Origin of the sequence: Bacillus sanguinis (assembly GCF_018332475.1) — a bacterium.
GTDB classification, from domain to species: domain Bacteria; phylum Bacillota; class Bacilli; order Bacillales; family Bacillaceae_G; genus Bacillus_A; species Bacillus_A sanguinis.
This window is the reverse complement of record NZ_BOQB01000208.1, coordinates 1-15,341: the sequence shown is the minus strand read 5'-3', so window position 1 is coordinate 15,341 and position 15,341 is coordinate 1. Positions and strand designations below refer to the sequence as shown.

Annotated in this window: 14 protein-coding genes and 1 tRNA gene; 1 reads left to right on the top strand and 14 read right to left on the bottom strand. The window is 39.3% G+C overall.

All coding sequences use genetic code 11. The features are described from left to right. Positions 1-80: 80 nt before the first annotated feature. The 5 genes from rnr to KI369_RS20850 all read right to left on the bottom strand — a co-directional run bounded on the left by rnr (position 81) and on the right by KI369_RS20850 (position 4,955). On the bottom strand, positions 81-2,525 hold the full coding sequence (gene rnr / locus KI369_RS20870; RefSeq protein ID WP_212957244.1) for a ribonuclease R: 2,445 nt from the start codon (positions 2,523-2,525) through the stop codon (positions 81-83). Between the two features lie 142 nt (positions 2,526-2,667). Beyond that, positions 2,668-3,408: an alpha/beta hydrolase gene (gene estA / locus KI369_RS20865; RefSeq protein ID WP_212957243.1), complete on the bottom strand. Its 741-nt coding sequence runs from the start codon at positions 3,406-3,408 to the stop codon at positions 2,668-2,670. Positions 3,409-3,569: 161 nt separating this feature from the next. Next, on the bottom strand, positions 3,570-3,803 hold the full coding sequence (gene secG, locus KI369_RS20860; protein WP_000557263.1) for a preprotein translocase subunit SecG: 234 nt from the start codon (positions 3,801-3,803) through the stop codon (positions 3,570-3,572). A gap of 94 nt (positions 3,804-3,897) precedes the next feature. Further along, on the bottom strand, positions 3,898-4,590 hold the full coding sequence (locus tag KI369_RS20855; RefSeq protein WP_000078299.1) for an LrgB family protein: 693 nt from the start codon (positions 4,588-4,590) through the stop codon (positions 3,898-3,900). Continuing rightward, positions 4,587-4,955 carry a CidA/LrgA family holin-like protein gene (locus KI369_RS20850; RefSeq protein ID WP_000673220.1) on the bottom strand — a complete coding sequence of 123 codons (369 nt, stop codon included), beginning with the start codon at positions 4,953-4,955 and terminating at the stop codon, positions 4,587-4,589. Before KI369_RS20850 ends, KI369_RS20855 begins: the two co-directional genes overlap by 4 nt. Before the next feature lie 275 nt (positions 4,956-5,230). Between KI369_RS20850 and KI369_RS20845 the strand changes: the two genes are divergently transcribed. Next, positions 5,231-6,181, top strand: coding sequence for a nucleoside hydrolase (locus tag KI369_RS20845; RefSeq protein ID WP_212957242.1), 951 nt, complete (start codon positions 5,231-5,233; stop codon positions 6,179-6,181). A gap of 50 nt (positions 6,182-6,231) precedes the next feature. Here the strand turns inward: KI369_RS20845 and eno are convergent, their stop codons facing one another. From eno to KI369_RS20800, 9 genes are all read right to left on the bottom strand, one after another. Beyond that, complete coding sequence (gene eno / locus KI369_RS20840; protein ID WP_000103948.1) at positions 6,232-7,527, bottom strand: phosphopyruvate hydratase; 1,296 nt, start codon at positions 7,525-7,527, stop codon at positions 6,232-6,234. Between the two features lie 30 nt (positions 7,528-7,557). Then, the gene (gpmI, locus tag KI369_RS20835) at positions 7,558-9,087 is read right to left on the bottom strand and encodes a 2,3-bisphosphoglycerate-independent phosphoglycerate mutase (RefSeq protein WP_061666152.1); all 1,530 of its coding nucleotides are present in this window, start codon (positions 9,085-9,087) and stop codon (positions 7,558-7,560) included. Further along, the gene (gene tpiA / locus KI369_RS20830; RefSeq protein ID WP_001231042.1) at positions 9,084-9,839 is read right to left on the bottom strand and encodes a triose-phosphate isomerase; all 756 of its coding nucleotides are present in this window, start codon (positions 9,837-9,839) and stop codon (positions 9,084-9,086) included. The genes gpmI and tpiA overlap by 4 nt, the downstream gene beginning before the upstream one ends. Positions 9,840-9,871: 32 nt before the next feature. Further along, the gene (locus KI369_RS20825) at positions 9,872-11,056 is read right to left on the bottom strand and encodes a phosphoglycerate kinase (protein WP_212957241.1); all 1,185 of its coding nucleotides are present in this window, start codon (positions 11,054-11,056) and stop codon (positions 9,872-9,874) included. Positions 11,057-11,195: 139 nt separating this feature from the next. Then, positions 11,196-12,200 carry a type I glyceraldehyde-3-phosphate dehydrogenase gene (gene gap / locus KI369_RS20820; RefSeq protein ID WP_000161236.1) on the bottom strand — a complete coding sequence of 335 codons (1,005 nt, stop codon included), beginning with the start codon at positions 12,198-12,200 and terminating at the stop codon, positions 11,196-11,198. Between the two features lie 26 nt (positions 12,201-12,226). After that, positions 12,227-13,255 (bottom strand): gapA transcriptional regulator CggR, encoded by a 1,029-nt coding sequence (gene cggR / locus KI369_RS20815; protein ID WP_001258183.1) that lies wholly within the window; start codon positions 13,253-13,255, stop codon positions 12,227-12,229. 135 nt (positions 13,256-13,390) lie between these two features. Then, on the bottom strand, positions 13,391-13,636 hold the full coding sequence (locus KI369_RS20810) for a glutaredoxin family protein (RefSeq protein WP_000869729.1): 246 nt from the start codon (positions 13,634-13,636) through the stop codon (positions 13,391-13,393). Positions 13,637-13,645: 9 nt separating this feature from the next. Continuing rightward, positions 13,646-14,953 (bottom strand): RNA polymerase factor sigma-54, encoded by a 1,308-nt coding sequence (gene rpoN, locus KI369_RS20805; protein WP_212957240.1) that lies wholly within the window; start codon positions 14,951-14,953, stop codon positions 13,646-13,648. Between the two features lie 259 nt (positions 14,954-15,212). Continuing rightward, a tRNA-Arg gene (locus tag KI369_RS20800) sits at positions 15,213-15,288 on the bottom strand. Positions 15,289-15,341 lie beyond the last annotated feature (53 nt).

Below are 15,341 nucleotides of genomic sequence, written 5' to 3'. Positions count from 1 at the left end.
AAGCGAAAGTGGCTCGCTCTCCAGCCACCAATAAAAAAAGAAAAAGCCTCGCTTTTTATCAAAGCGAAGCCATCCTTTTCTTACTTACGCTTTTTCTTTTTCTTCTTGAATCCTGGTACGTTTTCGAAGAATGCTTTTTTCTTCTTGCCGTTACTATCTTTTTTACCTGGCTGGCTAGTGGATGTGGATGCGGATGCAGATCCTCTTCCCTTGCCTGTACCTGTACCTTTACCTTTGCCACCACGATCAAATTTTCTACCTGTGCCACGTTCTCCGCCGCGCTCATTACTACGCTCGCTACGTCCACCGCGTTTCTTTCTACCTGTTCTTGGCTGCTCGATAACGACTGGGCGATCTTTGAACTTACGACGAGGCGTACCTTTCATGCCAACGATTTCAAAGTCGATTGCACGCTCGTCTTTGTTTACGTTAATAACTCGAATTGTAATTTCGTCTCCGATGCGGAATACATTACCTGTACGTTCTCCAATCATTGCGAAATGCTGCTCGTCATAACGGTAGTAATCATCCGTTAAGTAGCTAACATGTACAAGACCTTCAATCGTATTTGGAAGCTCTACGAATAAACCAAAGTTTGTTACAGAGCTAATCATACCGTCATACTCTTCGCCGATCTTATCAACCATATACTCTGCTTTTTTCATTTCGTCTGTTTCACGCTCAGCTTCAACAGCACGGCGTTCCATATTAGAAGAATGCTCTGCAATCTCAGGTAACTTTTCACGCCATTTGGCTTGTGTTTCGTTGTCGACTTTACCGTTAATGATATATTCACGAATTAATCTATGAACGATTGTATCTGGGTAACGACGAATTGGTGATGTGAAATGTGTGTAGAACTCAGTTGATAAACCGAAATGTCCTAAGCTATCCGCATCGTAACGCGCTTGCTTCATTGAACGAAGCATTACTGTTGAAATAACTACTTCTTCAGGCTGTCCTTGAACCATTTCAAGAATTTGTTGCAGCGCACGAGGATGTATTTCATTCGCACGTCCTTTTACTGCATATCCGAAGTTCGTTACAAACTCGAAGAAACGTTCCAGCTTATCCTCTTTCGGATCTTCATGGACACGGTACATGAATGGTACGTTCATCCAGTGGAAGTGCTCTGCTACTGTTTCGTTCGCAACAAGCATAAATTCTTCGATTAGTTTTTCTGATACAGAACGATCACGCATAACAACATCTGTCGGTTTTCCTTCTTCATCTACTAATACTTTCGCTTCTTTAAAGTCAAAGTCGATTGCACCGCGGCGCATACGTTTTTCACGTAGGATTTGTGCTAATTGACCCATCTCTTTAAACATCGGTACAAGCGGCTCATAACGTTTGATTAACTCTTCGTCCTCATCTTCTAAAATGCTTCTTACGTCAGCATACGTCATACGCTCTGTCGTTTTAATTACACTTTGGAAAATCTCATGCTTTACAACGTCACCTAAGTTGTTGATTTCCATTTCACAAGATAATGTCAGACGGTCTACTTTCGGATTTAATGAACAAATACCGTTAGATAGACGATGCGGAATCATCGGAATTACACGGTCAACAAGATATACACTCGTCGCTCTTTCCGCTGCTTCTACATCAATTGGAGAACCTTCTTGAACGTAATGACTTACATCCGCAATATGAACGCCAAGCTTGTAGTTACCGTTCTCAAGCTTCGTTACTGTAACAGCGTCATCTAAATCTTTCGCGTCTGCACCGTCAATCGTTACGATCATTTGGTCACGCAGGTCACGACGATCTTTTAAATCTTCTTCTGAAATCGTTTCTGGTACACTGTTTGCGTGCTCCATCACTTCTTCAGGGAATGCTAAAGGTAAATGATGTTTATGGATGACAGATAAAATATCTACTCCTGGATCATTTTTATGACCTAGAATTTGAATAACTTCACCTTCTGCACTTAAACGATTCTCTGGATAGCTCGTAATTTTCACAACTACTTTATGACCTTCTACAGCGCCCATTGATGCGCTTTTCAATACGAAAATGTCACTTGTCCAGCGTTTATTGTCAGGTATAACAAACCCGAAGTTTTTCGATTCTGTATATGTACCAACTAATTCTTTCGTTCCACGCTCTAAAATACGTACAATTGAACCTTCTTGACGCGAACCGCTCGATTGGGAACTAAGTCGTGCTAATACTGTATCGCCATGAAGTGCACCGTTTAACTCTGTAGGCGGGATGAAAAGATCATCATCTCCTGTTTTCTTTTCGTCTGGTACAACGAATGCAAAGCCACGTGCATGTCCAATTAACTTACCACGTACTAAATTCATCTTTTCAGGAAGACCGTAACGGTTGCTACGAGTACGAATAACAAGTCCCTTTTCTTCCATCATTACAAGTGCCTTTACAAAATCTTTAAAGCCCTCAGAACTTTCAATTCCAAATGCCTCTTCTAACTCTTGTATTGTTAATGGTTTATACGCTTCTTCTCTCATAAATAATAACAACTTATCAATATGTTCTTGTATGATTTCTTCCAAGCAAAAATACCTCCTTTAAAACCTTATATTATTTAGTGTATCCGAAAGATAGGGGATGTATAAAGCGAAACTTCAATACTCCCCTTATGATTTTTACAGTTTTCACAAAAAATTCCTTATGAAAAAAAGAGGCAACTAGATCTTACCAATCTAGTTGCTCCAAGAAGTTATATACATCCTCATGTAGCTCGTCACGCTCTTTATCAAGTGTAATGACATGCGTAGAGTCTTCATACCATTTAATGTCTTTTAACGTTGATTCTACACCGTTATAAATAATATTCGCACTATCTGTATTAATCATTTCATCATGACGTGCTTGTACAACAAATGTCGGTGCATAAATCATGTCCACATTGTTACGTACGTCAGCAATTAATTGTTGTAATGCTTTTAATGTATTCATCGGTGTCTGTTGGAATTCCAACATTTCTTGTTCAATTTGCTCTGGTGTTTTTTGCTCACGCTTTTTATATTCGCGGGCATATGCCAATATACCTTGATACATCGTTTCTTCACTCTTAATATACATCGGTGCACACATTGGTACTACACCTAATACCGGTACTGTATAACCTAATTTTAAAGAAAATACGCCGCCAAGTGATAATCCAACGACAGCAATTTTCTCAAAACCTTTATCTTTTAAAAGCTGGTATGCCTCCGTTACATCTTGCCACCAATCTTCAGGACCTGTATGAACAAGCTCTTCTGGTGGTACACCGTGCCCTTTATAAATTGGCGCATGACAAGTGTAGCCTTTCTTTTCTAAGAAACGCCCTAACATACGTACATCAGCTGAGTTTCCTGTGAAACCATGTAGTAATAAAACAGCGCGGTCTCCACCCTCAAATGTAAATGGTTTCGGAGATGCTAATTTCATCATGTACTTCTCCTCTTTCTCTTCTGTAATCTAGTCGTTTTCTTTCTATATCTAGTGTACCATATTTATATTTCTATAATCTAATTAGAAACATCTTTCAAATGGCAAAACAAAAAAAGAAGAACCATTAGTACATCTTACTAACGCTTCTTCTTTCAATTCTATAAATTTAAGTACGTAACAGCAATTGTTAATACAAAGAATAGAACAGCTAAAACAATTGTAATACGGTTTAATACCGCTTCAATTCCACGTGCTTTTTGCTTACCAAATAATTGCTCTGCACCGCCTGAAATTGCACCTGAAAGGCCTGAGCTATTACTAGACTGCATAAGTACCATAACAATCATTAAAATCGATACAATAATAAGTAAAACGGATAATAACGTATGCACTTGGCGTACCTCCTACAAAGATTCAGTTATTGTAACTGTAGCATAAATTCTATAGAAAAGCGAGAGCTATAAGGTTGCTCTCGCTTTTCTTCTATTACATGAACATCATTGCAAATAAAGGTCCAAGCAAACATGTCAAAATTGCTGTTAATGTCATTGTTACCGATCCAATAACACCTTCATGTTCATTATTTTTCATCGCTCTCATTACACCCATAATATGAGAAGCACAGCCAAATCCGATACCTTTACCAACTGAGTTTGTAACGCGGCTCCATTTTAATAAAAGTGGGCCGGTAATCGTTCCAGTTATACCTGCGATAACAACGAAAGCTGCTGTTAATGACGGTACACCACCAACTTGTTCTGAAACACTCATTGCAACTGGCATTGTCACTGATTTTGGTAAAGAAGATAAAATTAAGCTTTTATCTGTTCCCATAAGTGATGCAATAGCAAAATCACTCGCGATTGCTACTGTTGTACCTACTAATACGCCACCAGCAATCGGTACAACATACTTTTGAAGAACGTGACGTTGTTTATAAAGAGGAATTGCAAATGCTACAACACCGGGTCCCAGTAGTTTTGCAATCCAACCGCCACCACTTTCCATATAATGTTGATATGGTATATCAAGCATGATAAATAAGAAAGCCATCAATCCTGTTGCTACAAGCATTGGAATGGTGAATGGTGTTGGAAATAATTTATAGATTTTTTTAGATAATTGGTATAATAGCACCGTAAAAAGAACCCAACCGATTCCGATTAATATTTGGCTCATCGCGACTCTCTTTCCTTTCTATTCGCAAGATATTGTCCCGTATGTCCTGCGACAATAATAATTAAAAATGTGCTCGCTACAATTGTAATGAAAAGAGAAATTCCTTTACTCATAAAAAAAGCACCGTAATTCATTAGGCCAAGCGTTGGCGGAATTAATAAAAACGGCATAATAGCAACGAGTGTTTCTGCTCCTAAATCGAACCATTTCACTGGAAGAACTTTTAGGCTAAGTAAAACAAGTAAGAGGAACATCCCAATCAAACTTCCTGGAATCGGAATATTTAACATTTCTTGTACCCAAGTTCCAACCATATAGAAAACGTAAAGAGCAGCAATTTGGACAAGAATCTTTGTAAATTTCATGTTCATCATCCCTCATGTTTATACGATCTTCTCTTAATATCTTTATCATAGTATAAATTGTAAAAAGCTGCAATTTATCAACTTGACAGCAAAAACAGCCTATGTTAGACGCTTACAACCTTGATATGACTGGATTTCCGCGTGGAAATTAAGTCAAAAACCTTGACCTAATATAAAAAGTTTTTATTTTCTGAATTTATAAGGTTGTTATTTCAATAAAATAATCTTTTTATCCGTAAGCTTACATATACATAAATAAGATAGGTGGTGAACATATGTCCAAAAAAGTTCTTATTTTTTGTGATCCTGGGATTGATGATGCGATGGCCCTCCTCTTAGCCTTCTTTATCGATGAAATAGAAATCATCGGCATTGTTGCTGATTACGGCAATGTTCCAAAAGAAATGGCCGTACAAAATGCTCATTTTCTTAAGCACGAAACAAAAAATAGAAATATTAAAGTATTTGGTGGTTCAGAACAACCGCTTACTGGTACCCCTCCTGCTTTCTTTACGGATGTACACGGGAAACAAGGACTAGGTTCGATTATTCCAAAGGAGAATGTGACTAACGGAGAGATGGAGAATTTTTTTGAAGTTATCCCTCTTATTGAACAGTATAAAGATGAATTAATCATTGTAAGTTTAGGAAGACTTACCTCCCTCGCAATTTTATTCATCCTATGTAAACAGCTAATGAAGCAAATTAAATCTTACTACGTAATGGGCGGTGCCTTTTTACACCCTGGTAATGTTACACCTATTTCCGAAGCAAACTTTTATGGCGATCCTACTGCCGCTAATATAGTCCTTCAATCCACAACTAACATGTATATATACCCGTTAAACGTCACTCAATATTCCGTCATTACACCAGAAATGGCTGAATACATTGAGGCAAAGGGAAAGGCCCCACTTGTCAAACCGTTATTCGATCATTATTACTATGGATATTATAAAAATGCCCTGCCAGATTTAAAAGGAAGCCCCTTTCATGACACAATGCCAATACTCGCCTTACTTGATAACTCTATGTTTACATATCATAAATCACCTATCGTTGTCATGACGGAATCCTATGCACAAGGGGCAAGCATTGGAGAATTCCGCTCTTTAAGAGAATCGAAAGCATTTACTGATTGGCCGAGTCATCAAATCGCAATTGATTTTGATTATAACCGTTTCTTTAAACATTTCATGTCACTTATGACGGGTGAAGAGTTTTAGCATAAAAAAACAGACCGTGATTTCTCACGGTCTGTCGTTATTTTCTACAATTATCGTTTGATGTTGTAGAAAGATTTGATACCATCGTAAACAGCGATTTCGCCTAGTTCGTCTTCGATGCGTAATAATTGGTTGTACTTAGCAATACGGTCAGTACGGCTCATAGAACCAGTTTTGATTTGGCCAGCGTTAGTTGCAACTGCGATGTCAGCGATTGTAGCATCTTCAGTTTCACCAGAACGGTGAGATACAACTGCTGTGTAACCAGCACGTTTAGCCATTTCGATAGCTTCGAAAGTCTCAGTTAAAGTACCGATTTGGTTAACTTTAATTAAGATTGAGTTAGAGATACCTTTTTCGATACCTTCAGCAAGTTTTTGCGTGTTAGTTACGAATAAGTCGTCACCAACTAATTGTACTTTATCACCGATACGCTCAGTTAATAATTTGTGACCATCCCAGTCGTTTTCGTCTAAACCATCTTCGATAGAGATGATTGGGAAGTCTTTGCAAAGCTCTTCGTAGAAATCAACCATTTCTGCAGAAGTTAAGCCAGTACGGCCTTCGCCTGCAAGGTCATATTTACCAGTTTCTTTGTTGTAGAACTCAGAAGAAGCAACGTCCATTCCTAAGAATACGTTCTCGCCAGCTTTGTAACCAGCTTTTTCGATAGCTTCGATGATTACTTCTAATGCTTCACGGTTAGAACCAAGGTTTGGAGCAAATCCACCTTCGTCACCTACTGCAGTGTTAAGACCTTTGTCATGTAATACAGCTTTAAGTGCATGGAATACTTCAGCACCCATACGGATTGATTCTTTGAATGTTGGAGCACCAACTGGTAAGATCATGAACTCTTGGAAGTCTACGTTGTTATCAGCGTGAGAACCACCGTTGATGATGTTCATCATTGGAGTTGGTAATTGTTTTGCATTGAATCCACCAAGGTAACGGTATAATGGAAGACCTACGAAGTCAGCTGCTGCGTGAGCTACTGCCATAGATACACCAAGGATAGCGTTAGCGCCTAGTTTACCTTTGTTTGGAGTGCCATCTAATTCGATCATAGCACGGTCGATACCAGCTTGGTCAGTTACGTCGAAACCAACGATTTCTGGAGCGATTGCTTCGTTAACGTTGTTTACTGCATTTAGAACACCTTTACCAAGGTAACGAGATTTGTCACCGTCACGTAATTCTACTGCTTCGTGCTCACCAGTAGATGCACCACTTGGTACGATAGCGCGTCCGAAAGCGCCGCTTTCTGTGTAAACTTCTACTTCTACAGTTGGGTTACCACGAGAGTCAAGGACTTCGCGAGCATAAACATCAATAATTGTTGACATAATAAATTCTCTCCTTTTTATATAAGCAAATTATTTAATAATTGTTTTACCTGTCATTTCTTTCGGTTGTTCCACATTTAAAAGTGTAAGCATTGTTGGGGCGATATCTCCTAAAATACCACCTTCACGAAGCTCTACGTCATTTTTTGTAACGATGAAAGGAACCGGGTTAGTTGTATGAGCAGTCATTGGCTCGCCATCAGCAGTTAACTCCTGATCAGCATTACCATGGTCAGCAGTAATAAGTGCTACACCATCTTTTGCAAGAATCGCTTCTACAACTTTTCCTAAACATTCGTCGGTTGCTTCTACTGCTTTAATTGTTGGTTCCATCATCCCAGAATGGCCAACCATATCACAGTTCGCAAAGTTAAGAATGATAACATCATGTTTATCATTTTCGATTTCATTTACTAAAGCGTCCGTTACTTCGTAAATGCTCATTTCAGGTTTCAAGTCATACGTTGCAACCTTCGGTGAGTTAATTAAAATACGCTCTTCTCCTGGGAATTCAGCCTCACGACCACCGCTAAAGAAGAATGTAACGTGCGGATACTTTTCAGTTTCCGCGATGCGAAGTTGCTTTAATCCCGCTTGCGCAACAACTTCACCTAATGTGTTATCAAGGTTCATTGGCTTAAATGCCACGTAACCATTTACAGTTTCACTGAAATGTGTCATACAAACGAATTCAGGAATGTGAGGTACTTTTTCACCACGATCGAACTCACGGAAGTCTTCGTTTGTAAATACACGAGCAATTTGAATTGCACGGTCTGGACGGAAGTTATAGAAGATAACTGCATCATCATCATTGATTGTTGCAACTGGCGTGTTGTCTTCGTTAACAATTACAGACGGCAATACGAATTCATCGTAGATACCATTTGCATAAGAGTCTTCTACACACTCTTCTGCTGATTTATAAGTAGGGCCTTCACCATTTACCATAGCACTGTAACATTTTTCTACGCGATCCCAACGCTTGTCACGGTCCATGGAGTAATAACGACCAGAGATAGTCGCGAATTGTCCTACTCCTGTTTCTTTAATTACTTCATTTGTTGCATCGATATAACCTTTTGCTGTTTGTGGTCCAACATCGCGGCCATCTAAGAATGCATGGATATAAACTTTCTCCACGCCTTCTTTTGCTGCTAAGCGAAGAAGAGCAAACATATGGTTCATGTGACTGTGCACACCACCGTCAGAAAGTAAACCGAATAAATGAAGAGCAGTACCTTTTTCTTTTACGCTTTTAATTGCATTTTGGAAAGTTTCGTTCTGATCGAACTCACCTTCACGAATTGCAACGTTTACGCGTGTTAAGCTTTGATATACTATGCGGCCAGCACCAATATTTAAGTGACCAACCTCAGAGTTACCCATTTGACCTTCTGGAAGACCCACTTCCTCACCACAAGCTGTAAGCGTTGTGTGAGGGAACTTGTTCCAGTAACCATCAAAATTAGGTTTCTTAGCTTGTGCTACAGCATTCCCGTGAGTTTCTTCACGTAGTCCGAAACCATCAAGAATGATTAAAGCTGTTGGCTTTCTCATTTTACCGCCCCCAGAAGACCTAAGAACGAAGCAGGCTCTAAGCTAGCACCGCCAACTAAAGCGCCGTCGATGTCAGATTGTGCCATATACTCTTTAATGTTTTCTGGTTTTACGCTACCGCCGTATTGAATACGAACAGCTTCTGCAGCTTCTGGAGAAACAGCTTCTGCAACAACTTTACGGATGTGCGCACATACTTCGTTTGCATCTGCAGAAGAAGAAGATTTACCTGTACCGATAGCCCAGATTGGCTCATATGCGATAACAGTTGCTTTAACTTGCTCTTCTGTTAAACCTGCAAGTGCTTTTGTCACTTGACCTGCTACTAGATCAAATGTTTTTCCGCTTTCGCGCTCTTCTAAAGTCTCACCACAACATACGATTGGTGTTAAACCATGTTCAAATGCTGCAAGAGTCTTTTTGTTTACTGACTCGTCTGTTTCAGCAAACATTTCACGACGCTCAGAGTGGCCAAGTACTACGTAGCCTACTTTTAAGTCACTAAGTGCTACCGGGCTAATTTCGCCAGTGAATGCACCATTTTTTTCGAAGTGCATGTTTTGTGCACCTACTTGTAAGTCAGTTCCTTCAGTCGCTGCTACTAAGCGCTCTAAGAATAGAGCTGGAGAGCAAACTACTGCATCAACAGCTGAAGCTGCTGGGATTTGACCTTTAACTTCCTCTACGAAGCTAACTGCTTCAGATAGAGTTTTATTCATTTTCCAGTTACCTGCGATAATTGGTTTACGCATGCTTTGCACCGTCCTTTTTCTTTGGCTGCTACTTATTTGTCGTTAAGACAAACTACACCTGGAAGCTCTTTACCTTCCATGAATTCTAATGACGCACCGCCGCCAGTAGAAATGTGGCTCATTTTATCAGCCATACCGAATTTTTCAACAGCTGCTGCAGAGTCACCACCGCCGATAACAGAGTATGTATCTTCTGCATCTGCTAATGCTTGTCCTACTGCTTTTGTACCTTCTGCGAATGGAGTCATTTCGAATACACCCATTGGTCCATTCCATACAACAAGCTTAGAATTTTTAATTACATCTGCATAAATTTCACGTGTTTTAGGACCGATGTCCACGCCTTCCCATGTAGAAGGAATAGAGTCGATACCAACGATTTGAGTTGTTGCAGTTTCAGAGAATTCCTCTGTGATTACAACATCAACTGGCATGTAGAAGTTTACGCCTTTTTCTTTTGCAAGTTGCATAAATTCTTTAGCTAGTTCGATCTTGTCGTCTTCACATAGAGATAGACCAATTTCATGACCTAAAGCTTTAACGAATGTGTAAGCAAGTCCGCCACCGATGATTAAGTTATCTACTTTGTCTAATAGATGACGAATTACACCGATTTTATCTTTTACTTTCGCACCACCGATGATAGCTGTGAATGGACGTTCTGGGTTAGAAAGTGCTTTACCTAATACATCTAACTCTTTTTCCATTAATAAGCCAGATACTGCTGGTAGGTAGTCTGCGATACCTGCTGTAGAAGCGTGAGCACGGTGAGCTGCACCGAATGCATCGTTTACGAAGATATCAGCAAGTGCTGCAAATTCTTTCGCAAGTTCTGCATCGTTCTTTTCTTCGCCCGCATAGAAACGTACGTTTTCAAGAACTAATACGTCGCCTTCGTTCATTGCTGCAACCATTTCTTGTGCAACTGGTCCGAATGCTTCGTCTGCTTTTTTAACGTCTTTACCAAGAAGCTCGCCTAAACGTGCTGCTACTGGAGTTAAACGCATTTCTTCTACTACTTGACCTTTTGGACGGCCTAAGTGACTTGCTAAAATAACTTTCGCACCTTGCTCTACTAAATATTGAATTGTAGGAAGAGCTGCACGGATACGAGTTTCATCTGTAATTTTGCCTTCTTTCATAGGTACGTTGAAATCAACGCGGCAAAATACACGCTTACCTTTTAAATCTACGTCACGAATTGATTTTTTGTTCATTGGATTTCCCTCCGACTACTAGTTAGGATTGACAAAACCCACTCAAAAGCTTAACACATTTGCTTTTAAAACGAAAGAAGAGAGAGAGGGAACAAACCCTCTCCCTCGTTTTGTCATTGATAGCTTATATAATTAAGAATTAAAGACCTTTAGAAGTCATGTAAGCTGCTAAGTCTACTACGCGGTTAGAGTAACCAGTTTCGTTATCGTACCAAGAAAGTACTTTAACCATGTTACCTTCCATTACCATTGTAGATAATGCATCGATTGTAGAAGAAGCTGTACATCCGTTATAGTCGATAGATACTAATGGCTCTTCGCTGTATCCAAGGATACCTTTTAATTCGCCTTCAGCTGCTGCTTTGAATGCTGCATTTACTTCTTCAACTGTTACTTCTTTGTCAAGTTCAACAACTAGGTCAACTAGAGAAACGTTAGCAGTTGGAACACGTACAGCGCCACCGTTTAATTTACCTTTAAGTTCTGGTAATACTAATGCTACAGCTTTAGCTGCACCAGTAGATGTTGGGATCATGTTTTCAGCTGCTGCACGAGCACGACGTAAATCTTTGTGTGGTAAGTCTAAGATTTGTTGGTCGTTAGTGTAAGAGTGAATTGTTGTCATCATTCCGCGTTTTACGCCGAATTTTTCGTTTAATACTTTAGCGAATGGAGCTAGACAGTTTGTAGTACAAGAAGCGTTAGATACTACGTTGTGGTTAGCTGCATCGTATTGTTCGTGGTTAACACCCATAACTACAGTGATATCTTCGTCAGAAGCTGGAGCTGAGATGATAACTTTCTTAACTGATCCACCTAAGTGTTTTTCAGCGTCTGATTTTTTAGTGAAACGGCCAGTAGATTCTACTACTACTTCTACTCCGTAGTCGCTCCATGGTAATTGAGCTGGGTCACGCTCAGCGATAACTTTAATTTCTTTACCGTTAACAACGATGCTGTTTTCGTTAGCAGATACTTCTGCATTTAAAGTTCCGTGAACTGTGTCATATTTTAAAAGGTGAGCTAATGTTTTAGCATCTGTTAAGTCGTTGATTGCTACTACTTCTACCTCAGAGTTGTTAAGAGCTGCGCGGAATACGTTACGTCCGATACGTCCAAATCCATTAATACCAATTTTAGTCATTTGAATTTCCTCCTTGGGGGATTATATTAAAGGGTAATACCCTTTGTTAACTGTTTTGCTGCACCTTCATCTGTAATTAGAATTGAAGTGTGCCCTTGTTTAATTACAGCCTGTATTGCCTTTGCCTTTGAAGAACCTCCAGCAACTGCCACAACGTGAGATACATGTTGTAAATCCTCAAGTTGCATACCAACTGTTCTTACTTTATGAACAACATTTCCTTGTTCATTAAAGTAGTAACCGAAAGCTTCGCCAACTGCTTCGCTTGCTTGAATCTTTAACCAATCTGCTTCTGAAGTATTTCTGCGACGTGCCATTGTTAACGCATCACCTATTCCATGAATGACGATATTGGAAGATCGAATCAACTCAAGAACTTCTTTCACGGAAGGCTCTGTCACAATAGACGCATATGCTTCGCTACTAACATGGTCTGGAACATACAATAAGCGATAATTACTCATCGTATTTTGTGCCATCTTGGCACAAATGGTATTGGCTTCTAATTCGACGCCCTCTCCAATTCCACCACGTGCTGGGACAAATAGCATATGTAAATCTTTGCAATCAAGCTGCATCATGTCCGCAGCAGCAGCTAGCGTAGTTCCTCCAGCCACAGCAACGATATTATTCGCTGTCAGACGGTCTTTTATACAAGTCACACAAGCACGGCCCATCTCCAGTTTGACCCAAGGTGATTCATCACTATCACCAGGGACAACGAAAACTTCATCCAAGTCTAATGTTTCCTTAAGTTGCTTTTCTAAAACCTTTAACCCGGAAATTTCTTTCATAAAGTCTTCCAAAGCAAGAACTAAAGCTGTTCCTTCTTCTGTCAAAGTCATTCCAGAAGAAGCGACGTGAACTAAGTTTTGTTCTTTCAAAACTTGAACTTCACTTCGCAATACTCGTTCTGTCATACCGAGACTTGCTGACAAGTTTCTTCTTCCAATCGGCTGCATGAGCCTAATGTATTGAAGAATTTGCATTCTCGTTTGCATAACAGGTAGCAGATCAGGTAATAATTTTTTTGTGTTCTGAATCCATGAGCGCATATCTTTTCTCCTCACTACATTGGTTCATTTTTCCTCGTGGTCACTTTACGTCCCGTAGTGACATTTTGTGTCCCACATAGGTTAAAAAAATAATCCCTGCTACGTGTATTATTGTAACAGGAGATAGAAACTTATTCAACTCTTAACTGCATTCTTTATATAGTTTATTATGACACCTTTGTGAATGTTACCATATTCTACTTGTTTTCCGTCTATTTCTACAACCGGAATCATTAGGTGATATTTTTCTAAAAGGTCATTATCTTCATATATATCTATTTCCTCGATTTGAAAAGAATATTCACATTGTACTTCCTGTAAAACTTGTTTTGCCTTCACGCAAAGGCCACAATCTTTTTTTGTATACAGTACAACTTTCATTTTCTTCACCTATCCGATCGTTTTTCGTAATGACGACGCTGGAATGTGCATTTGTTCTCTATACTTCGCCACTGTTCTTCGAGAAATAACGATTTCATGCTCTTCTTCTAATAATTTTGAAATCTTTTGATCTGAAAGTGGCTTTTTCTTGTCCTCCGCCTCAACAAGCGTTTGAATAAATTGTTTTACACGCTTTGTAGAAACTGCTTCATCTTCCGTAGTCGAAACAGCATTACTAAAGAACGATTTCATCTCAAATAAACCGTGTGGTGTTTGCACATATTTATTTCGCGTTGCACGACTAATTGTAGATTCATGCACACTTAACTCTTCTGCTACCTCTTTTAAAGCAAGTGGCTTTAAATAAGCCGGACCTTCCCAGAAAAAATCACGTTGTTTTTCCATAATAATAGTCATCACTTGAAGAAGCGTTTGTTTTCTCTGTTTTAAACTTCGCATAATCCACTGCACATGCTGATACTTTTCTGATACGTAAGATGCTACTTCACTTTCACTATCGTTCAGAAGCGCACTATACTCAGAATGAATTTCAATTCTCGGCATATTTCTCTCGTTCATTTGTAAAACGAGGCGATCACCATCTTTTTTTACAGCCATATCAGGCACAATATAAAGTGGTTTATCAGAAGAAAACGCAAGACCTGGTTTCGGCTGCAAGGACGTAATACAATTCACCGCCGATTGCAATTCCTCATTACTACACTTCAATACTTGAACAAGCTTTCGCCAATCCTTCTTCACGAAATAAGCGAAGTGATCCTCTATAACCTCTTCTGCTAATCCATCCCGTCTTTGTAAGCGCTTCAATTGTAAAGTTAGACATTCCTGAATATTACGCGCCCCTACCCCTGCTGGCTCGAGTGATTGGACAAGCTCTACAGAGCGGTCGACTACATGAAGCGGTGCGGAAAGGAAATCTGCTAACTCTTCATTCGTTTCTTGTAAATACCCATTTCCATCCATGTTCATAATAATGAAAGAAGCTATTTTTCGCTCTTCTTCATCTATTTTATAATACTGTATTTGATTTAATAAATGTTGCTGAATCGTTGTAGAATCCACACTGTAGATTTCCATCTGATTCTCGACTTGTTTGCTGGTACTTTTACTGTTGTTAGAGCTCTTTTTCTTCTCCCTCTCAAAACCACCTAACTCAATAAGGGGATTCTCTAACGATTGCTCATACAAAAACTCCGATAATTCTTGTACATTATACTGGAGCATTGTAATCGCTTGCCTTAACTCTTGTGTCATTGCCAAACGTAAGCTTTGTTCTTGTAAAAGACTTGCCTTCAAACTAATCTCCCCCTCGTTTCTATTGTACAATAAGTTTGGTAAAAGGAGAATGCTATCACAGACACCCATTCCAAAATATTATTAATTTATATGTATTAATGAGATTTACAACTTACAACCGAAATTTGAATAATATTGAAAGAAAATAATAAGTTGTTGAATTATTACCAAGTAATAATAGTAAATCTTATTACTAGATATAACAAGAGGGGAATAAAAAAAAGTCCTAACCTACAAAACGTAAGTTAGGACTTTTTGACGCGCCCAGAGGGATTCGAACCCCCGGCAGACGTGGTACCGGAAACCACCGCTCTATCCGACTGAGCTATGGGCGCATGATTATAGAAAACACTTCATTTTCTTTTCATAATAATAGCAATAAAATCCA

Coding starts and splice junctions, on each gene's coding strand:
- estA (WP_212957243.1), bottom strand. CDS start 3,408: ATGAAATTAGCATCTCCGAAACCATTTACATTTGAGGGTGGAGACCGC.
- KI369_RS20855 (WP_000078299.1), bottom strand. CDS start 4,590: ATGAGCCAAATATTAATCGGAATCGGTTGGGTTCTTTTTACGGTGCTA.
- KI369_RS20850 (WP_000673220.1), bottom strand. CDS start 4,955: ATGAAATTTACAAAGATTCTTGTCCAAATTGCTGCTCTTTACGTTTTC.
- KI369_RS20845 (WP_212957242.1), top strand. CDS start 5,231: ATGTCCAAAAAAGTTCTTATTTTTTGTGATCCTGGGATTGATGATGCG.
- eno (WP_000103948.1), bottom strand. CDS start 7,527: ATGTCAACAATTATTGATGTTTATGCTCGCGAAGTCCTTGACTCTCGT.
- gpmI (WP_061666152.1), bottom strand. CDS start 9,087: ATGAGAAAGCCAACAGCTTTAATCATTCTTGATGGTTTCGGACTACGT.
- tpiA (WP_001231042.1), bottom strand. CDS start 9,839: ATGCGTAAACCAATTATCGCAGGTAACTGGAAAATGAATAAAACTCTA.
- KI369_RS20825 (WP_212957241.1), bottom strand. CDS start 11,056: ATGAACAAAAAATCAATTCGTGACGTAGATTTAAAAGGTAAGCGTGTA.
- gap (WP_000161236.1), bottom strand. CDS start 12,200: ATGACTAAAATTGGTATTAATGGATTTGGACGTATCGGACGTAACGTA.
- cggR (WP_001258183.1), bottom strand. CDS start 13,255: ATGCGCTCATGGATTCAGAACACAAAAAAATTATTACCTGATCTGCTA.
- KI369_RS20810 (WP_000869729.1), bottom strand. CDS start 13,636: ATGAAAGTTGTACTGTATACAAAAAAAGATTGTGGCCTTTGCGTGAAG.